This is a genomic window from uncultured Methanobrevibacter sp. (genome assembly GCF_902764455.1).
GTDB lineage: Archaea > Methanobacteriota > Methanobacteria > Methanobacteriales > Methanobacteriaceae > Methanocatella.
The window spans coordinates 1-20,441 of the sequence record NZ_CACWVY010000015.1 but is presented as its reverse complement, the minus strand read 5'-3'; the positions used below and the strand labels follow the sequence as shown (position 1 = coordinate 20,441).

The 20,441-nt window shown below is 30.5% G+C and carries 16 protein-coding genes; 11 read left to right on the top strand and 5 right to left on the bottom strand.

Annotated elements, in window-relative coordinates; all coding sequences use genetic code 11:
- From QZU75_RS06045 to QZU75_RS05995, 11 genes are all read left to right on the top strand, one after another.
- Positions 1–736: hypothetical protein (locus tag QZU75_RS06045; RefSeq protein WP_296882291.1), on the top strand; the 736-nt coding region annotated here is incomplete at its 5' end.
- Between the two features lie 778 nt (positions 737–1,514).
- Positions 1,515–2,105, top strand: coding sequence for a DUF366 family protein (locus QZU75_RS06040; protein ID WP_296882289.1), 591 nt, complete (start codon positions 1,515–1,517; stop codon positions 2,103–2,105).
- Complete coding sequence (locus tag QZU75_RS06035; RefSeq protein WP_296882288.1) at positions 2,105–2,620, top strand: 6-carboxytetrahydropterin synthase; 516 nt, start codon at positions 2,105–2,107, stop codon at positions 2,618–2,620. The genes QZU75_RS06040 and QZU75_RS06035 overlap by 1 nt, the downstream gene beginning before the upstream one ends.
- The gene (locus QZU75_RS06030; RefSeq protein WP_296882286.1) at positions 2,620–3,318 is read left to right on the top strand and encodes a 7-carboxy-7-deazaguanine synthase QueE; all 699 of its coding nucleotides are present in this window, start codon (positions 2,620–2,622) and stop codon (positions 3,316–3,318) included. Before QZU75_RS06035 ends, QZU75_RS06030 begins: the two co-directional genes overlap by 1 nt.
- Before the next feature lie 62 nt (positions 3,319–3,380).
- Positions 3,381–4,316, top strand: coding sequence for a CBS domain-containing protein (locus QZU75_RS06025; protein WP_296882285.1), 936 nt, complete (start codon positions 3,381–3,383; stop codon positions 4,314–4,316).
- A 24-nt stretch (positions 4,317–4,340) separates the two neighbouring features.
- The gene (locus tag QZU75_RS06020) at positions 4,341–5,141 is read left to right on the top strand and encodes a CBS domain-containing protein (RefSeq protein ID WP_296882283.1); all 801 of its coding nucleotides are present in this window, start codon (positions 4,341–4,343) and stop codon (positions 5,139–5,141) included.
- A gap of 57 nt (positions 5,142–5,198) precedes the next feature.
- Entirely contained in the window at positions 5,199–6,002 is an 804-nt protein-coding gene (gene pheA, locus QZU75_RS06015; protein WP_296882398.1) for a prephenate dehydratase, read from the top strand.
- A gap of 59 nt (positions 6,003–6,061) precedes the next feature.
- Positions 6,062–6,769 carry an endoglucanase gene (locus QZU75_RS06010; protein ID WP_296882281.1) on the top strand — a complete coding sequence of 236 codons (708 nt, stop codon included), beginning with the start codon at positions 6,062–6,064 and terminating at the stop codon, positions 6,767–6,769.
- 20 nt (positions 6,770–6,789) lie between these two features.
- The gene (locus QZU75_RS06005) at positions 6,790–7,335 is read left to right on the top strand and encodes a PsbP-related protein (protein ID WP_296882280.1); all 546 of its coding nucleotides are present in this window, start codon (positions 6,790–6,792) and stop codon (positions 7,333–7,335) included.
- A 23-nt stretch (positions 7,336–7,358) separates the two neighbouring features.
- The gene (locus tag QZU75_RS06000) at positions 7,359–7,871 is read left to right on the top strand and encodes a flavoprotein (protein WP_296882278.1); all 513 of its coding nucleotides are present in this window, start codon (positions 7,359–7,361) and stop codon (positions 7,869–7,871) included.
- A 31-nt stretch (positions 7,872–7,902) separates the two neighbouring features.
- On the top strand, positions 7,903–8,520 hold the full coding sequence (locus tag QZU75_RS05995) for a phosphopantothenoylcysteine decarboxylase (protein ID WP_296882276.1): 618 nt from the start codon (positions 7,903–7,905) through the stop codon (positions 8,518–8,520).
- A gap of 1,223 nt (positions 8,521–9,743) precedes the next feature.
- On the opposite strand, the gene QZU75_RS05990 is transcribed toward QZU75_RS05995, so the two are convergent.
- From QZU75_RS05990 to QZU75_RS05970, 5 genes are all read right to left on the bottom strand, one after another.
- Positions 9,744–10,571: a DUF4062 domain-containing protein gene (locus QZU75_RS05990; RefSeq protein ID WP_296882274.1), complete on the bottom strand. Its 828-nt coding sequence runs from the start codon at positions 10,569–10,571 to the stop codon at positions 9,744–9,746.
- Between the two features lie 26 nt (positions 10,572–10,597).
- Positions 10,598–12,799, bottom strand: a complete 2,202-nt coding sequence (locus QZU75_RS05985; RefSeq protein WP_296882272.1) for a RyR domain-containing protein — start codon at positions 12,797–12,799, stop codon at positions 10,598–10,600.
- A 67-nt stretch (positions 12,800–12,866) separates the two neighbouring features.
- A complete protein-coding gene (locus QZU75_RS05980) occupies positions 12,867–14,873 on the bottom strand; it encodes a P-loop NTPase fold protein (protein WP_296882271.1) in 2,007 nt (668 codons plus the stop codon).
- Between the two features lie 19 nt (positions 14,874–14,892).
- Positions 14,893–15,663: a hypothetical protein gene (locus tag QZU75_RS05975; protein WP_296882269.1), complete on the bottom strand. Its 771-nt coding sequence runs from the start codon at positions 15,661–15,663 to the stop codon at positions 14,893–14,895.
- 367 nt (positions 15,664–16,030) lie between these two features.
- The coding region (locus tag QZU75_RS05970; protein WP_296882267.1) for a right-handed parallel beta-helix repeat-containing protein at positions 16,031–20,441 on the bottom strand (4,411 nt) is incomplete at its 5' end.

The window sequence follows — 20,441 nt, the reverse complement described above, 5'->3', positions numbered from 1 at the left end:
TTTGGATGTTGGTTTTGATGATTTGGATGATGAGGACTGGGATGATAGTTTAGACGATTTGGATGTTGGTTTTGATGATTTGGATGATGAGGACTGGGACGATGATTATGGCGATGATGATTCTGATGATTTTGATGACTGGGATGATGATGACTGGGATGATGATGACTGGGACGATGATTATGGTGATGATGATTCTGATGATTTTGATGACTGGGATGATGATGACTGGGACGATGATTATGGTGATGATGATTCTGATGATTTTGATGACTGGGATGATGAAGGAGGATGTGGAAATTATACAAATTCTTCCATAAGACTCAACAAATTAATTTCATACTATCTTGATGGACCCTGCATTGCATATAAAACTACATCCTCACTTAAAAACAGGACATGTGCCGATTCAAATAATAATAGTGAAGATGATAATGAAGACATATGTGATGATGATTCTCAAGAAGGATTCGGTCTAGAAGATTTACAATCTTGCATGACCACCAGCCTTGGAGCTTCAGCAAGTTTTGAAGTCCCCGACACATTATCAGAAAATCAGGTATCCGTTTCAAAAAGCATTAATCAAGATCAAAATCTCTTAGATGATAAAAATGAAACTAGTGTTGGTGGTACTGATGATAAGGATTATGATACAATAGCTTTCTCATCTAATAATGATTTGGATGTTTTAGGTTTATTGGTTTCCTTATTGCTTTGTATTATCTTGTTAATATAGAATTCAAAAGGAAATGTTAAACTACGAAGTCTTTAGAAATCATGCTATTTGTATTAATATGGGAAGGTGTTGAACCTCTCCTATATTAAATCTATTGGAATTTTTATATCCATTAGGGATGAAATTTAGGATAGAGGTGGTTTTACCTTGTTCCCGCACAAGGAATAGTTTAGATTTCTTTTTATTTTTTCTTTTTTTTTGGCTTTGTAGAAATCCTATTTGATTTTTTCAAAATTTTTTAAAAAATCTATTTTTACTTATAATCTTTTGAAGTAATCTGATTATTGTGTATTCATATCTACATTTAAAATTTCAATCAATTAGAAAAAATAAGCAATATTTAATTATATATATTAAAATAGGTAATAAATATTTATATGAATCAAGAAATACCTATTTTCCAGTTAGTAGTTTGTTTCAAACCAATTAAATCTTTCAGATTTTGGTTTTGAAAAACCGGCACTCAAAAAAATTAAAGAAATTAATAAGGATATTATAACTGTTAAAATTCATCAAACATCTAATAAAGAAATACATAACAATGTAAAATCAATATTAAGTGTAATAAAAAGAATATTCAATAGAACAAAAAGAAGTAGAAGCCTGCAATTATCAAACAAAGAAACAAAACTCAAAAACACAATATACAATATCTATCGATTAATCTAAATTCAATAAAAATGAGGTTTTCTAAAAGCCATCTCTTATTAAATACGATACTTTTTTTAATACCTTTAACTAAATATTAATAGGTATTTAATATTTTTAGGTTTTTATCATGATTATTACTCATAGGCATATTGATGAAAAATTTGAATATGATGGAAGTCAAATTAATCCGTCATGGGCTTTTCAGGAGTTTGGTATTTACGGGTCATCTGTTATAACTTGGATTGGACCTGTTAATATCGTTCCGGATAATCTGAAGGATTTTGCAGATGTTGGTCTTGAAATTAAATCTAATTATATGGTTAATTTCATCTGCGAATTTTTTGACCAACAGCCCCCAAACATGAGGATTGCTTATCTAAGACAAAGGCTTTTAGTAATGATTTTTAGAGAAATTCTAACAGAATATGGTGTTCCTTCAAAAAGAGAAGGTGATGACATTTTTGTCGATGGCGGAAAACTCTCAATTTCAATAGCAAGTATTTCCTTAAGCTCTGCAAAAATTCATTTTGCACTTAATCTGGAAGATAAGGGAACTCCTGATGATGTGGATACAATTGGCCTTTATGATATAAAAATTGATGGAAAACAAGTATTTAATGAAGATAATTTATTAGAATTAATCAATGAAACAGTAAAAAGGTTCATTGATGAGTTAAAAACAATTGAAAATGATATAAGTAAAACTAAGGTGTTATGATGAAAATTTTAATTAACGGTATTCAATCAAATTTAAGATTCTCTTCTGCTCATGTTATCCCCGGACATGAATCCTGCGGATTTATTCATGGACATTCATACTTTGTGGATGTTGAAATTGATGGTGAAAGAGCGGGGGAATTTGAATTTGTAGTCGACTTTAAAGATGTTAAAAGTTATACTAAAACAATCTGTAATGAATTGGATCACAGATTGTTGATTCCTGTTTATAATAAATTAATAGAGTTCAAGGATTTTGATAAAAAATCAGATTCTATTTTTGATTTAAAAGAACAAGGTTCTGTTCGCTTTAAAATTGATGGAAAAGGATATTCAGTTCCATCTGAGGACTGTGTATTTTTACCTCTTCCGTATACTTCTGCTGAAGAGTTATCTAAATTCTTTGCTGAAACTTTGGCTAAAAAACTTTCAGAGGATTATGATAATTTGAATTCAATAGCAGTTTGTGTTAATGAAGGAATTGGTCAGGGAGCAGTATATAGGAAAGATTTATAATGAAAGCTCCTATAATTGAAATTTTTTCATCTTTTCAAGGTGAAGGACTATTAATTGGGGAAAGACAAATTTTTGTTAGATTTGCGGGCTGTAATTTAAATTGCAATTATTGTGACACCAATGATAGTAAATCTGTGAAGTCTGGAAAGTTAATGACTCCATTAGAAGTAACGGAGAAGATAAAAAAGATTTTAACTCCGGACTGTAAAAGCATTTCATTTACTGGAGGTGAGCCTAGCCTTTATCCGGAATTTATTGATGAGGTTAGCAAGAATTTTAATTTAAATATTATGCTTGAAACTAATGGAACTTTGCCGGAAAATATTGATTTGATTGATAAATTGGACATCGTTTCTTTGGATATTAAGTTACCAGAGCATTTTGATGGAGAATTTGATGAAAGTATTTTTTTAAATGAGATTAAATCACTAAATTTATTAATGGCGAAGTCCATAAGTGTATATTGTAAAGTAGTTATATTGCCTTCAACAAAAATAAAGTCATTCAAAGGGGTAGTTGAAAAATTATACCAGAATATTTCAAACAAAAGCAACATTAAAATAATTATCCAACCTTCTAGTCCATTGGAAGACTGGAAAGACATTAATTTTAGATTATTTAAATTTTCTGAAATTGTTGGGCAATATTTTGAAGTTTCCACCATTCCTCAAATCCATAAGATTTTGGATATTGAGTAACTTTGTTTTTAATATTGATTTTATTTAATTTTTGAAGCGCAATTGTAAATTGAGGTGTGAAAATGAAAGATAAAACATCCGTTAACAGAAAATCAAATACAGGTGCAGTTGAACGTGAGACAAAAGTTCATGATAAAGAAGGAGACATCATGGCTATTGCAACCAGAGATGTTGTTTCAATCCCTCCTTCAAAAAGTATCAAAGACACTGCTAAAGTAATGATGGAACATGAATTCAGGAGGTTACCAGTCACTGATCCAGGTTCTGGAAAATTGTTAGGTATTGTTACAGTAATGGATATATTAGATTTCTTTGGTGGAGGAAAAAAATTCAACATTATTGAGAAAAAATACGATGATAACTTCTTAGCTGCAATTAATGAACCTGTTAAAGAGATTATGACTCGTGACTTGATTACATTATCAAACAAATCTTCAATTGCTGATACAATTGATGTCATGTTAGCAGACCAGTTAGGTGCTCTGCCTCTTGTTGATGCAGATGGAAAACTTGCAGGTATTGTAACTGAAAGAGATATTGCTTTATCTTTAGCAGGAATGGCTGGAAAAGACACTGTACAAGATTATATGAGTCCTAAAGTTTTCACTACTACTCCTGGAACACCTTTGGAAGGTGCATGTAAAATTATGGTTAGGAACAGTTTAAGAAGAATTCCTATCGTTGGTGGTGAAGCAGATATTTCCAAAGCTGCTAAAAAATTATTAGGTATTATAACTTCTACTGATGTTATAAGATTCTTGAATGCAAAAGAATTATTCGATAATTTAAATTCCAATTTAGCAACTGATGTGTTAAAAACTGTTGTTTCAGATATTATGGTCGACGACCCAATTACCGTTGAACCAACTATGACAATTGGCGAGTTATGCGAACTCTTCTCTGAAAAAAATATTGGTGGAGTGCCTGTTGTTAAAGATGATAAAGTAATGGGTATTATTACTGAAAGAGACGTTTTAAACGCAGTTAAAAGATATTAAATAACTTTTTAAGGAGATGATAATATGCAAATTAAGAATTTGATGTCTGAAGATTTAATTACTGTGGACAAAGATCAAAATCTTTCTGATGCTTTAAAATTGTTACGTAAACACAACGTTTCCCGTTTACCTGTAACTAATAACAAAGAATTAGTTGGTATTATTTCAGAAAGGGACATAGCTAATAAGCTTGGTTCTTCAAAATATGAAAGCATGCCTGCATCAAGACTTCATATTTCATCTGTAATGGTTAAAGATGTATTTACAGTTCCAAAAGAAATGCAATTGGAAGATGTTGCAAAATTAATGTTAGATAATGGAATCGGATCAGTTCCGGTCATGGATGATGAAAAAATGGTAGGAATTGTTTCTAAAGCTGATTTCGTTACTCTTGCAACTGGTATTGCATTTGATAAAATAACTGTAAAAGAAATAATGTCTAAAGAGTTAGTTACAGTTTCTTCAACAGAAAGAATTGTTCATGCAAGAAGACAAATGATTGAATCTAATGTTGGAAGACTGCCTGTTGTTGATGATGAAGAACTTGTCGGAATGATTACTTCTAAAGATTTGATGAGAGCTTTCATTGACTTTAGAAAAAAAGTTCCTGAAAAATATCAAAAATCTCAAATCAAAGAACTCTTGGTTGAAGACATTATGTCTACAAATCCAACTTCTGTAACTAAAGATATGTCCATTACTGAAATATCTCAAATCATAATGGAAACCGGATTTAACGGTTTGCCTGTTGTTGAAGATGGTAAAGTAGTGGGTATTATTACACAAACAGATATTTTAAAACTAATTGAAAAATTAGAATCTTAAATTAAGTATAGTTTTTACTATACTGCTTTTTTTTATTTTTTTTTAGGGGGTTTAAAAATTACATTAATTTCATTTTTAGGTCCTAAAGGAACATTTACTCACGAAGCAGCTAGTATGGTGAGTGATGAACTGATACCATATTGCACTATTCCTGCAGTTTTGGAAAGTGTTGCCAATGGAGAATGTTCATATGGTGTTGTTCCTATAGAAAATTCTATCGAAGGACCGGTTGGTATTACATTAGATTCGCTAGCCCATAAATTTGATTTAAAAATTTTTAAAGAGATAATTATTCCGATTAATCAAAATCTGATTGTCAATCCCGGCTGTACGATGGAGGATATTGAGGATGTGTACTCTCATGCTCAGGCCTTGGCACAATGTCAGGAATTTGTAAGCAGAAATAAGATTCAGCCACATTATGCAGTAAGTACTGCAAGGGCTGCAAAAGATATTATCGGATGCAATTCTAAAGCGGCTATAGGTAATGCAAAGATTGTTGAACTGTACGGTTTGGAAATATTAAAATCCAATATTCAGGATATGGACAATAATGAAACAAGATTTGTTGTTGTTTCAAAAAAGCAGCATGAAAAAACCGGAAAGGATAAAACTTCTATTATATTTTCAATTTATGAAGATAAGCCGGGTGGGTTGTATAAAATTTTGGGAATTTTCCAGAAAAATAACATTAACCTGACAAAAATTGAGTCCAGACCTTCTAAAAAAGGTTTAGGGAAATATTTATTCTTTGTTGACTTTAACGGCCATATTGAAGATGATTTGGTCAAGGAAATCCTGGATGAAATTGAAGAAAATACTTATTATTTAAAGATTTTAGGTTCTTTTCCTGAATTTTAAGTAAACTTTAAATTAATGTTTTGATATAATTAATCATGTACAATTCAGGGAGGGTAGGCATGACAGATGAAAGAGAAAAACTTCTAAATATTATGAGTAATTTAGAATCTGATTATAACTCTGGTAAAATATCTGCAGAAAAGTACAGCTATTTTAGATCTAAATATGAAGATAAACTAAATTCCATAGATGCTAAAGCAGCTACCAGAAGGATTAGATCTATGCAAGGTAAGCCTTCCAAAGAAACTCATAAGAAAAGAAAGAGAAAACCTACCAAAAACAAGAAAAAGGAAGAACAAGATTTAGTTCAAAAATATATAATTAATCCTAAAAAGTCCGATGCAAAGTATAATAAAAATAAAAAATCTGCAATGGATAGTGGAACTTTCAAATTGCTGCTGTTGTTGATTTTAGTAATTGGTTTTACTGCAGGTACTGCGTACGGAATATTTAATTTTGACTTTGGAACTATATCTGATACTGATACTGTAGCTGTTGTTGATGATACTGCATTCCCTGAATTTAAAAATGATGTAAAACAGGCAAATGCTACAGCAAAGTATACTGTTGATAATTATACTTCAAATTATACGTATAGTTATGGTGATGATATAGAGACTACTACGGACAGTTCGAATAGTTATGATAATTCATATAGTAGCTCCAGTCAAAGTTCTCAACAGTCAAGTCAATCTTCGCAGTCCGGAAGTTCTTCGAGTTCTTCTAGTTCGAGATCTTCGAGTTCTTCAGGTTCGGGTAGGGGATAATTTTCCATTAAGGTGATATTATGAAAGGTAATATGTTTAAAGGAACTATAATTGTTTTAATAATTTCATTGCTCTTAATTTCTGTTAGTGCTGTTGCAAGTGCGGATAATAATACTGATGTAAGTTTATTGACTTTGTCCAAGGGAGGTATCACTATACAATATCCTTCCGATTGGGGAAATTCTCGTGCACTGTCAAATTACTCTATAATGGCTATCTCCAAAGTTGATTCAATTGATGCATTTGGTATTGGTCAGGTAAATGTTAATGTTGAAAAGAAACCTCTCGAAGGTGATTTTTCCACATTTGTAAATGAATCTTATGATAAAATGCAAAAGGACAGTTCATTTCAGCTAGTTTCATCAGGAAGCGTTGCTCTTGATAATGTACAGGCAGAAGAATATATTTATACTTCCACTCAAAATGATGTCCAAAAAGAGCATAAGGCTGTTTGGTTTGAAAAAGATGGCCAGGCTTATGTTATAATGTACAGTGCGCCATTGAATCAGTTTGAGAAAAATTTGTATGTTTTTGATTATATTTTATCAAACATTAAAATTTCATAATTCTTTTTTTTAAGGTGTTTTATATGATTATTTTATGTGTTACTGGCAGTATTGCTGCAACAGAGTCAATTAAACTAGCTCGTGAGCTAAGAAGAAATGATTTTGAAGTTAAATGTTTTATGAGTGAGTCAGCTTGTGATATTATAAATCCTAATGCAATGGAATTTGCAACAGGCAGTGAGGTAATAACTGAATTGACAGGCAAAATTGAGCATGTCAAATATTCTCAGGAAGATTTAATTTTAGTTGCACCGGCTACTGCTAATACTATTTCTAAATTTGCACATAAAATTGCTGATAATCCTATTTCAACTCTTTTAATCACTGCTTATGGTCATAATACTCCTATAATATTTGTTCCTTCAATGCATGATTCAATGTACAGGGCCATTAAGGAAAATATTGAAAAGATTAAAGAGGAGGGTTCTGCAACATTCATCAAACCTAGGATGGATGAAGGAAAAGCTAAATTCCCGTCAAAAGAGGATATAGTTTTAGAATCTTTAAGAACAATTAATTTGCACAAAAAGGATTGATATTATTAAAGGTAAAAGAGTTTTAATAAGTTTGGGCGGAACTTATGAACCTATTGATTCTGTAAGGGGGATTACCAATAAATCTTCTGGAAAAATGGGTTTGGAACTTGCAAAAGAAGCTTATATTAGAGGTGCTGATTTAAAATTGGTAGTTGCTAATGTTAGTGTTGAAATTCCTTCCGTTTTTGATGATGTAATTTATGTGGAAACCAGCAGTGAGATGAATGATGTTATTTTAGGTCTGGTTCCGGATTTTGATATATTTATTTCTACCGCAGCGGTATCTGATTTTGAATTTAGACAAAAATCTGATAAAAAACTGGATTCCAGCAGTTCCTTATTTTTGGATCTCAAACCAACAACTAAAATTATTCGCCAGATTAAAAAGGTCAATCCCAATATTTTCTTAGTTGGCTTCAAAGCGGAATTTAATATCTCCCGTGAGGAAATAATTCTATGTGCCAGAAAACAAATTGAAAATGCAGGAACTGATTTGGTCATTGCCAATGATATCTCAAGAGAGGAATGCCATTTCGGATCTGACAATAATGAGGTTTTAATTGTCGATGATAATGTGCTGTCTGTTCCGTTGGCATCTAAAAAACAAATTGCAAAAACAATTTGTGATGAAATTTCTAAAAAAATATAGCTTAATCTATATGCACGTTTAACTATCAATTAATTTAATAAATTTGATGTTTTATTTTAATGTATTGTTAATTTATTTTAATGGGAAAGTTTGTATTTTATAATTTAATTAATCATAAAATTAATTTAAGGTAGGGTTAATTTTCTTCTGAAATGTGTCTGCAGGGAATCATAGTGTAATTTTGGAATTTGGCTATATGAGTTTTAATTCTTTTCTATCATTTGTTTTAAATTTTATTTTTTGATTATGATTTCATGTCTAGTTCAATATTGTTTTCAATAAGTATTTTTTAATCAAATTATTTTTTAGTTTCAAAGGTATTCCATTATGCAAAATTAAGCATTGGTGAGTAATACTTTTTAGAATAAAATAAGCAAATTAATCTTTAAAAATTTTTCTTAAAAAAATAGTTATTTCAATAAAATAAGTTCATGCCTTTAGGCTTGAGTTAAATGGAGTGATTAATAGAGTGAATCCGCCTAAAGGACGATTAAATGAACTTTTATTTTATTTGCATTAGCATATTTTATATTTTATTTCATAGTATAAAAAGCTATCTAAGTAATACTTTTTGGCACTTTTTGTAGTAAGTTTTTAATTTTCTTAGAAGTATTTTTTAGGACATTATCTCTCAAAAATTGGGTGATTTTTTTTAAAAATTTTTCTTGTATTGAGATTGCATTATTGCCTTTTTTGTACTGGCCTTGTTTTGGGATTTGGTTAATTTAAAAAAATTTATAGGGTTTTTTCTTTTAATATTTTGTGGATTTCTATTTAGGAGGTTATATGTTTATGGTTGGGTTATTTTTTGTTGTAAAATTATTAGTAGTTTATACAATTTGATGAAATTTTTAAATATCTTTAATTGGGAGTATTTTAATTGAATAATATTTATTGAAGTATTAAGAGGATACGTTTTTGGCTATTGCTTGAGTTTATCAATTTTTGATGATGTCGTTAAAAATTAAATTGATGTAAACTTTTTGATTATTATTTAAAATTGAAAATTATATTAATTTTTCTTTAAGTTTGATTCAAATATTCGATTTTCGAAATAAGATTATTTCCTTATTTTATGGGAATTTTTTTACAATTTTATTAACTTATATTGCAATACTGTTTTGAGTCTGTAAAATTGTGTTTATTTCAAACAAAAAATACTTATGCTTCAGATAATTCTATTTTGATAAGAATTACTATTAATATATACTTTACTCAAATTGTTATGAAATCTGTGAGATAGTTGTAGATTCAACATTGTTTTTCTTATTTTGCGGAAAAGCAAGAAGAATTTGTTCTTTTAGTTGGTTAAGGATTATTTCTTTTAAAGGTTTATTTTCACATTTGAAATTAGTTAATCCGCCATCATCTGCAGAATTTTTAAAATGTGAAAGTTGTTTTATTTTTAACTTCTTGTCCCATTCTCCATAGTAGGTATTCACTTGAACATAAATTTTTTCATCATCTTTTCTTTTTAAATTTTTCTCATCTTCAATAACTGATTTTTTTATAATTCTCGCTTTAATTTTTTCTAATTTTTCATTATCATTGGTGTAGATGCTTTTTTGAGCTTTATTGAGGTATTTAATATAATTATTTTGTCTAAAGAAGAAAAGATTATGTTTAGTTGGAGGGCATGTTCTGATTTCGTTTTCATTTATTCTTTGGGATAATGGGTGAAATAATGAATGTTCTATTTCGATTTCAGTAATGGATTTATTGTCAATAAGTTTTTTAATAGATGGGTATCTATATCTGGTTTCTTCGTCAATGTCATTTTCAAAATTAGGGATCCATCCTATCCTTTGGCCGATAAAACAAAGGAAAAAAGGACGGGATTTGTCTATATGTTTAAGGGATGTAGCTACTGCACCATTATTTTCAATTTCTTCAGTATTTTCACATCTTAAATCAATGTATGCTGTTTGTATTTTATGCCTTTTAGCCCAACTATTGAGTTCAGGGAATATTTCCTTAATAAAGTAATCCCTTTCTGCATGCATGTCATTAAAAGTGCTGCTGAGGAATATTGTCGCTTTTTGCCATTTCACGAATCCACATCCATCTATTTGAGAGGTCATGCTTTAACAATTTTTAGCCCTACTCTTTCACTGGAGCATAGTCTTGGAAGATTTTTATATGTGTTTATGTTGAATTGACGGGTTTCTTCATCTAATGCTTCCCATTCGCGGAGTTTTGGATTAGTCTTATTTTCATTTGATTTTTCATCAGCATATGTCCATCCTAATTCAGATTTGTATTCACACCATTGTTCATGTTCATTTTTAGCTAAAAATTCCAATTCTTCAGGACTAAATTCTGTAACGGCTTCTGCTGCATAGTCGATTGGAACAATTTCATATCCTTTTTTATTAAGGGCTTTTATCATTTGGCCAGTTTGAGTGTAGTTAAAGTATTTATCATCAATATCTAAATCATCAAAAGGATTATTGTCATTATATACTTCGTTGTAATATTCATGCAGTTCTGCTGTTATCAAACGAGTGTTATTTATAATAATCTTCAAACCGATTGGCTCTAAAATATATGGTAGATTTCTATAGGTGTCTATATTAAATTGACGGGTATCGTCATCTAGTTTTTCCCATGAAACCAAGTGAGGGTTAATTAGATTCACTTCATCTTTTTTAACTCCTGGACTCCATCCAGCAGTTATTTTTTCACAATACCAATCTTTATGCTCATACATTCCTAAATCTTTAAGTTCGCTATCTGATGGAGTATATTCTTCATGTTTATCATTTTTTAATGCAAGTTTACATCCTATTATTTTTAAATTTTTGGAAATGGATTTGGCTTGCCTTATATTGGAATATTTTTCTTGTGGTTCCAATTCATCAAATGGTTTAGGGTTAGGTTCTCCATAATATTTTGCATATGCCTCATAGAGATATCTTGGCAAGTTGCTGGTAAGTTTAAGCAAAGGATCTGCACTATCGACTTCAGTATAAATGAGTTCTTTCATGATATTGTCTTTTTCTATGTTGGTTTTAAGGAATATTCCATCTTTGAAAATGGATTCTATATCCAAAACCTTATCAAATAACTCTTTTTTACTAGTTAAAAATTTATTTCCCATAGTTCCTGTTTTGATAATATATTTGATGTATAATGAATCGGGAGTAATGTCTGTAATTACATCATCAACATGGTTTTTTAATCTGTCTTGCAGTCCCCAAGGTCTACGGTTCCATTCTTGAAGTTCATCACATAGTATTAATAAAAATGAAATTGGACTTTTTGCAGGCGACAATCTGCCTAAATTGAAGGGTTCAGCTTGAAGGGTATTTCGATAATAATTGTGGAGCAATATTGCAGTTGCACTGTCTACAATTGGATAAAAGAAGAAACTGTATTTTTTCTCATAATTTTGAATTAAATATCCATATGAATTTAATACTAATATTGAACTGAAAAATCCATGATCTATAAACCCTTGTTCGCCCATTGTATTGACAAAATTATCCAGATTTCGAGTTATGCTTTTCAGTTCAAGTTCATCTTTAAAATCTTCATATATTTTACATGCCATAATGTCTGTAGGTTTGAACATATTTAGGAATTTGGCATGAGTATAACTTTCTCTAAATTTGTCTGCAAAATCGGATTTTTGTTTAACGATAGAATTGAATTCGTTAAAATCTTTAAAATCGATGCCGGGATTTACATTATATGAATCATCAATTGATTTTACACTATTATTAATAAAATTTTTCATTTGTTTTCCAATAATTTCAACAGGATAACCGATGTCATGGAAAAGGGAAGCTATTCCCCAGCGATAAAGGAATTCCTCATTGGTAACTTCATTATTTTCAAATCTGTAATATTTTTCATAAGGGCTATTTCTAACATAGTCTTTGAAATATTTTTGATATTTTTCGTTTTGTGAGTAAATGGACAATCCTAATAAGAATACATTAACTGAATGAATGAAATGGTCTCTTTGTTTATCAATTAAGTCTCCTGTATTTTCTTCGTATTTTTTCATAAGACTTACTAATTCTAAAAGGGTATTTGGTTCATTTGGAGTGATTATTGTATGTTCTGATTTGTCTTCATTGATAATCTGGTAAATCATGAAAAAGGTTTCATATATTTCATATGCTGATTTTGTTGTTTGTTGTTCTAGGAATGTATCGATGTATGTTTTTAGAGTATTTTTATAATCACAATTGTTTTTTATATCATCATATAACTCGATATTGTCAAAAAAGTCATTAAGATATTTTTTTAAATTATTGTCCGTTTTAGTCATAGCAAATCACATCACGAAAGTAAATATAGTTATGATAATCTCTTTTTTTATAGTTAAATAAATTTTTTTATTCTCTCAATCTCCCTAAAAAAATTTCACAGAATTCCTTAATTTCTTGAGGAGTTTCGGGAATGGCCAGTATTTCGGTTACTTTGCTTTTGTAAAATTCCAATCCATGGTAACTGTCTAATTTATCATAGTTAAAATCAATTTCAATGTTTCTTTTTATTTGAAATTTGCTTATAAAAGATAATATTTCTGTAGGGGTGTTTACATTTTCTAAAATGTAGTTTTTAACTACCCATTTATTTTCTAGGTTTTCCCAAATGATTAGCATTTCCTGTAGGAATGTTTGATTTAAAAAGAATTCTTTTTTGCTGGATTGATTAATTTTTGCAATGCTTTGCTTTTTAAGTTCTTCAAGATGAGTTTCTGTAAATATTTTGTTATTTATCTTTGTGTGGGAATAAATGAATTGTGAGTGGGTAAATACATTGTTTTCGTATTTTGCACTTTCTTTTAAAATTTCAAAACATTCATTTTCATCGTTTATTCTTCTAAGTAATTTTTTTAGTATAATGGGGAGAAATCTCATTGTATCGGGGTAGAGATTTAGGGCATCTCCGCATTTCAGAAATGCTTTTGCAAAAAATTTACAATTTTTTTGGGGAATTTCAGGAATAACTTTTAAAAAGTTATAGATTAGGGAATGATTATAGTCCAAATTGGGGTTCTGATTTAAAATATCATAAATTTCAGTTTCATTATCCATTTTAATTAATCTATTTAAAACCAATTGACTAACCTGATTATTTTCAAGAGATAATAAAAAATAATTGTCAAAATGATTGTCACTACATACTCTGGTTTTCAAATCCCAATTTTCATAATCTATATCTGTAGGGTCATTTAAAACTGGGAACAGAAATTCTAATAGTGCATTTAAATCTTCAAAGTCCTCGTTGTTTTTAAATTCTTCGATTACTTTTAATCTTTCAGTTTGAATATCTGCATTGTTTTTTCCAAACACTGTCTTATTCACGGTTAATAAATCTTTATGTTTTTTTATCTTTAAAAATAAGTCATAATCAAAGAGTTGTATTGCCAACATTAATATAAAATCATTTATATTCAATTCTTTAACAAAAATGCTCCAATAAAAGTTCAATAAATTTGTAAATCTTTTTAAATCTCTAATATCTTTAATAAAAAGATTTAAAAAATTAGATACATCGAGTAATCTATTGTACTGATTAATAAACTCCTCTTTGAAGTAATCAGAATAAATTGGTTCTAGATTTTTTTGAATCAGCTCATTCATCTTTGATTCAGTGACAGGGGGAATTATAATGGGAATCTGGATTATTTTATTGATAAATTCATCTCCCTGTTCTGAATGAAGTCTATCCAATGATTTGGTAACGATATTTTTATCAAAACTAAGTAAATAAATAAAATTTTTGAAATTTGCTAGGGATTTAACTAATGTGAATATCTGATTAATTTCTGAATCCACTAATCGTTCGATATCATCAATAACAACTATGACCTTAAAATTCAATTTTTCAAAATATTTGTCACATTCTTTTTTATAAAATCCTAAAGAATCGTCGGTTATGATACTTTTAGCATTTGGAGTAGTATTTTCAAAAGCTTCATCCAAATTCAATCTTATGTAATTGGAATAATCTTCCAGGGCTTCAATTTCTGTTTTTTTAAATAATATTGTTTGGGGATTAAGTGTTCTTTGAACAATTGATTCATTTTCTTTTTCCTTATTTTTCAAAGCATTGATTATTTGCTTAAAGAATTGGAGAAACAGATTTTTCTGATTTGAAAAAAACCATGGATTAAAATGGATAATAATATAATCCTCATTTGTGTGGTTTTTAATGTAATTTAAAGTTAAGTTAATTAAAGATGTTTTTCCAGATCCCCAACTTCCAATCATACCAATAGTCAACGGGTAAGGTTCGGAGTAATCAATAATGCTTTCTGCCAGTCTTTCAGCAAACTTCCCTCTATTTAATACGTCCCCATTTTCATTTTTTATAGCAACATCAATATCATACATCTAATCCCTACTTTAAATTTCAATCGTATTCTTCAATTTCACGTTTTAATTCATTAATTAACTTACTCAAATCCTTATATAATCTTGAGAATTCTTTTTTAGTTTGTTTTTTTGTTTCAGGCCCAGAGATATTATTAATATATTCTAGAAAATTTTTTTTGCTTATTTTAAAGTGAGTATAATCTTCATTTAAATTTTCAATACTTTCATCATCGGTAATTAATTCTGGGGCAATGAATGTGAAATAATCATTTTCATGTGCAACAGCAATATCAGATAATTGGATTATTATCGCATTCAATATGTGTTTACTGTTTTTTTCAGGGATGCTTCCATTTTTATTAATATTTTTAGCTTTAGACCATATTTTCATAAATTTTTTGTAAAAATGAGGTGTTAATAGTCTAAATACCTGTTGATGTTCTTTCCAATATTTTAAAATTTGTAAAACCAATAAAAATATGTCTTCTTCGTTATTTTTATCGTATACCTCATATTCATTGAATATGTATTCTAAATCAATTAATAAATTTGCAGAGTTAGTTGGTATTGAAGTTAATTTCGTTGATTTATAATTTTTTATATTAAAATATCCAGTAACCAAAACAGTAAGTATCCCAACAGTAATTGCTGTAAAAACTCCTCCATCTTCAAATTTTAAATTAAAAAATGTGTTAAACATTGTTTGGTTGTTGATTGTTATAATTTCTATTGGGCAAAAAGCAAAAAAGACAACAATAATGGCAATTGTTCCAACAATAATGTATACTTCACTACTTTTCAAATACATAATTTATATTATATTTTTTATTTTATGTATATTTTTATAAATAATGTTATTAGCCTAAAGCTTGATATATTTTGATAAGTATCTAAGTAATACTTTTTGGCGGATTTTGTAGTAATTTTTTATATTTCTCAGACTAATTTTTTAGTTGATTATCGCTCAAAAAGTGGGTGATTTTTTTAAAAATTTTTCTTGCATTGACAATGCATTATTGTCTTTTTTTTGTGGGTTTGTTAATAATCGGGATTATTGTTTTTTTTAAGATGTATTGTGTTGAATTTTGAAGGTAAAAATAGTAATTTTTCTAAAATTTGAAAAATTGTTGTTTGCTGCACTAGAAAAAAAGAAGAGTGGTAGATGAGTGTTGCATCTACCTGATTTTAATTTTAATGTTTTTGGTTGCTTTTTTGTAGTAACTGTTTCCTTTATATTTGATAACTGCTTTGTAAGTTCCTTTTTTAGTTAATTTGGTAATTTTAAAGGTTGCTTTACCTTTGCTGTTGGTTCTTGTGTTGTATGTTTTACCTTTAACTTTTAAGGTGACTTTTGCTTTTTTCATTGCTTTGTTTTTGCTGTTTTTTAGGGTTATTGTGTATTTTTTGGTTTTTGTAGTTCTTTTGAATGTTTTTGCTTTAGCAGTTATTTTTGTTTTTTCCTTGTTTATGGTAATTTTGACGGTTTTGTTTATTGGGTTGTAATTATTGTTTCCAATTTTAATTACCATGTTCTTTTTACCTGCTTTTGCAGTTTTTAGGATTTTTGCAGTTAATTTTATTGATGCAGTTCCATTTATGATGGTGGATGTTCCAATGTTTTTGCCGTTTAAGGTAAATGTTACATTAGTGCCGTCAGTTACATTTGTGAAACTCACTTTGTATGTTCCACCGTAGTTGATGATATATGCTGCATTTTTTGCATTAATTGTAATGTCTTTTTTATTTACGGTGAAATTAACTGGAATTTCCGCTCTTTGCAGGTCATTGTCAATGTATGTAACATTGGCATTGTAAGTTCCAGCATTTAATTGAGGAATAATGAGTGTTGCGATTCCATCTTTTACATCAACACTATATTCAACACCATTAACATTAACAACCACTTTACCGTTGTTCAATGGGGCTATGGCACTGCTGTTTACCTGAACTTTAATGTTGATGTCATCACCGTACACAACACCTTCGGCTTCAAGGATTGCAATAGTTATTGTATCGTTTACCAATGGAATATCACTTGAAACATTATTTAAAGTTATTTTGGCACCTGAGTTAACATCAATACAGTCTTCACCATTGCCGATGAATTCAGAATTGCTAATGGACATGTCGCTTTTGGTTTCAATTGCCCCACCGACAGTTGCATTGTTGTCTGTGAATTTTGTGTTTGTAAGTGTTGCATCTCCTTCATTGTAGATTGCTCCACCATATTCTGCGGTATTGTTTGTGAAGTTGCTGTTTTCTATTGTTGTTTCACCTTCATCACTTCTGATTGCTCCTCCATATGTGGCGGTGTTTTGTGTGAAATTGGAATCTGCAATTTCTATTTTACCACAATCGTTGTAGATTGCTCCTCCGGATATTGTTGCAGTATTGTTTTTGAATTGTGTGTTTTTCATACTTATTTCGCTTGCATTATTATCGATTGCTCCGCCATATTCTGCATAATTGTTTTCCATATTGGAATTTTCTATTTCTAAGTAATATCTGTTTTCGATTGCTCCTCCATATTTGGCGGTGTTCTGTGTGAAGTTGGAGTTTTCTATGTATATTTCGGAATTTTCATTATTGATTGCTCCACCGTATTTTTCTGCAGTATTATTTGCAAATTGGGTATTTTCTATATTTATTTCGTATTCATAGCTGTCTATTGCTCCACCGTATTTTGCAGTATTATTTGCAAATTTGGTGTCTGAAATTTCAATATATCTGATATTGTAGATTGCTCCTCCGTTATTTTTTGCATTATTTCCGGTGAATGTATTGTTTGTTATATATGTTTCACTTTCATCATCATTGTAGATTGCTCCACCGTATTTTGCAGTGTTGTCTGCAAATTCGGAGTCTGTTACAGTTAAACTGCTGCAGTTGTTATAGATTGCTCCGCCATCGTATGCATTATTGTATTTGAAGGCGGAATTTGATATGCTTGTTTTAGTTTCCTCATTGTAGATTGCTCCTCCTGTTTCTGCTTTATTATTTATGAACTGTGAGTCTGCTACTGACAATTGGGAGTTACTATAGATTGCCCCACCATAATCTGCAGTATTTAGTCTGAAAATGCTTGTGGTTACAGTTCCATTTTGATTGAAGTAAATTGCTCCACCATATTCTCCCTCGTTTGCGTAGAAGTCACAATCTTCAATGATGGCACTGTTATTGGTGCAAACTGCTCCACCATTTTCGGCATTATTATTGTAGAACCTGCTTTTGCTTACATACATTTCTTCTAGGCCTAATATTGCTCCTCCGTAGTCTGCAGCATTTTCCATGAATTCAGAGTTTTCCACATTTAAGACGGAATTACAGTAGATTGCCCCACCATAGTCTGCATCGTTTTGGTTGAATTCGCAGTCTTCAACAGTCACGTTATTATTTGAATGGATTGCTCCTCCACTCACAGCATCATTCTTATTAAATCTGCTGTTGGTTATGTGGGTATTGTTTCTACTTAAAAGGGCTCCACCATTGGTTGCACTATTTTCGAGGAATTTGCTGTCTTTCACAATCAGATTATTATTTGAATAAATTGCTCCACCGTAGTCTGCAATGTTTTCTTCGAACTCACAGCCTTCAACAGTTACTTCATTACTTGAATCGATTGCACCTCCGATTTCAGCTTCGTTTCCGTCGAATTTAGAGTTGGTCACGAGGATGGTGTCTTTAACAGATATTGCACCACCAAATTGGGTTGCAGTATTGTCTGTGAAATTGGTATTGTCTATTTGTATAACGGTACGTATGTTTAGAGCTCCACCTGCATAGCTTGCAGAATTCTCAATGAATCTGGAATTGATTATCTGGACCATATCTGAGGCTATTGCTCCTCCGTTTTTAGCACAATTATTTTCAAATGAAGAATTGTCGATAACTACAATTCCTTCATCGTCATATATTGCACCGCCATATATTGCTTCGTTTTCGTTGAATTGTGAGTCTCGAATCAGTCCAAGGTCGAGAGCAAATATTGCGCCACCATATGGGGCATTGTTTTCACTGAATTCAGAGTTTTCAACTTTTACATACTCATGGGCATAAACCGCTCCACCACAAGCTGCGCTGTTGTATTTGAATGTTGAGTTTACAATATCTATAAATTTGCAACATACTGATCCGCCATATTCTGCAGTGTTGTTCAGGAATGTGCAATTGTCTATCAAAATATAATCGCTATTGTCATAGATTGCTCCACCGTAGTCTGCATAACCATTAACAAATTTGATGTTTTTTAAGGTAACGCTGGTTGCTGTAATGTTGAATATTCTTGCAAGTCCAGCTCCGTCGATGGTATGTCCTTGTCCGTCAATTGTGAAATTGTCTTTGGCGATGACAATTCCATTTATAAATTCCGCATCGATATCCGAATATGCATAATCGTTTGTTAATTCAAGATAATTTTCGTGGTTTTCGATTTGATGTGAAAGCATCATAAATGACTCATTGTTAAGCACTGTGAATGCTTTGATGCATGCTACCTGTAAGGTGTTTTTTCCTTCGTCATTCCAGTTATAATCATAGAGGTCAGTCCAGTTTGCACCGTCAAAGCTTATAAATGAGGTGTTTTCGCTGTAAAATTTATTGACATATATTGCCCCTTCACAGATAGGGATGCTGGCATTCTTGTGATTGATTTGGAATTCTATTTCAAAAACATCACCAATTTCCAATGGGAGGACCTTTCCGAGTTCAATTGTCCAGTATCCTGATTTTGAAAATCCTGTTTTACTAAATTTTAAAGCATTGTTGACATAAACAGATAAATTCCAAAAGCTATCTTCCTTGAAATATGTGGATACTCCTGCTAAAAGTTCATTGTTGGTTGCATTGAATCTGTTTTTATACAATATTGTATCATTTGGGGTATTGATGAAATCAGTTTGTGCCTGATCGTACTGATAATTTTTCTCGTATTTTATTGTACTGTTGAATATGATTACGGATGTGCCTAAAAAGTCTGATTTTGAAGGGCAGGAGGTATCATAATATGAAACATAGAAATACCCGTCTTCTCCCCATTCAGAGCCCCAACTGTTTTTACAAATCCATGCTCCCAGTCCTGGAGCATTAGGTATTTCCATTGTGTCATTCCAACCTACAATAACAATTTCATGATTGGAATAAATGGATTCATTGTAATACTGCTTAACAGAATTTGTTGAATAGATTGAGGATACTACTCCTCCATATTTCATTATCGCTTTTTTGATTTCATCATTATCTGTGAAGTTATCTCTTTTAATGTTTAAAATATTCTGGACGTGCAATACACTATCAAACAAATTTGAATATCGACTAATCTCTATATACGGATCATCCTCTTCCAAAACGGGACCTAACCAGCTTACAAGGTAACCTATGTGTGTATATGGAAATCCTCCATAATTTGGTTCATAAATCCAGCCGAATGGTGATGTGTTACTTGCAATGTTTTTCATGTTGTTTTCTGAAAGGTCCAGTAGTAAATTATGTGCTTTTAAAACATTTGACTCCAATCCTCCAATTGCTGCAAAAGCCCAGCAGTTACCCTCATCCATCTGGTCCTTAACGGAAGTGGTCTGATTTAAGTCA

Bases quoted from the DNA above. Each gene is read 5' to 3' on its own strand.
- QZU75_RS06010 (WP_296882281.1), top strand. From the start codon at position 6,062: ATGACAGATGAAAGAGAAAAACTTCTAAATATTATGAGTAATTTAGAA.
- QZU75_RS06025 (WP_296882285.1), top strand. From the start codon at position 3,381: ATGAAAGATAAAACATCCGTTAACAGAAAATCAAATACAGGTGCAGTT.
- QZU75_RS05975 (WP_296882269.1), bottom strand. From the start codon at position 15,663: ATGTATTTGAAAAGTAGTGAAGTATACATTATTGTTGGAACAATTGCC.
- QZU75_RS05985 (WP_296882272.1), bottom strand. From the start codon at position 12,799: ATGACTAAAACGGACAATAATTTAAAAAAATATCTTAATGACTTTTTT.
- QZU75_RS06005 (WP_296882280.1), top strand. From the start codon at position 6,790: ATGAAAGGTAATATGTTTAAAGGAACTATAATTGTTTTAATAATTTCA.
- QZU75_RS06030 (WP_296882286.1), top strand. From the start codon at position 2,620: ATGAAAGCTCCTATAATTGAAATTTTTTCATCTTTTCAAGGTGAAGGA.
- QZU75_RS05980 (WP_296882271.1), bottom strand. From the start codon at position 14,873: ATGTATGATATTGATGTTGCTATAAAAAATGAAAATGGGGACGTATTA.
- QZU75_RS06000 (WP_296882278.1), top strand. From the start codon at position 7,359: ATGATTATTTTATGTGTTACTGGCAGTATTGCTGCAACAGAGTCAATT.
- QZU75_RS06035 (WP_296882288.1), top strand. From the start codon at position 2,105: ATGAAAATTTTAATTAACGGTATTCAATCAAATTTAAGATTCTCTTCT.
- QZU75_RS06020 (WP_296882283.1), top strand. From the start codon at position 4,341: ATGCAAATTAAGAATTTGATGTCTGAAGATTTAATTACTGTGGACAAA.
- QZU75_RS06040 (WP_296882289.1), top strand. From the start codon at position 1,515: ATGATTATTACTCATAGGCATATTGATGAAAAATTTGAATATGATGGA.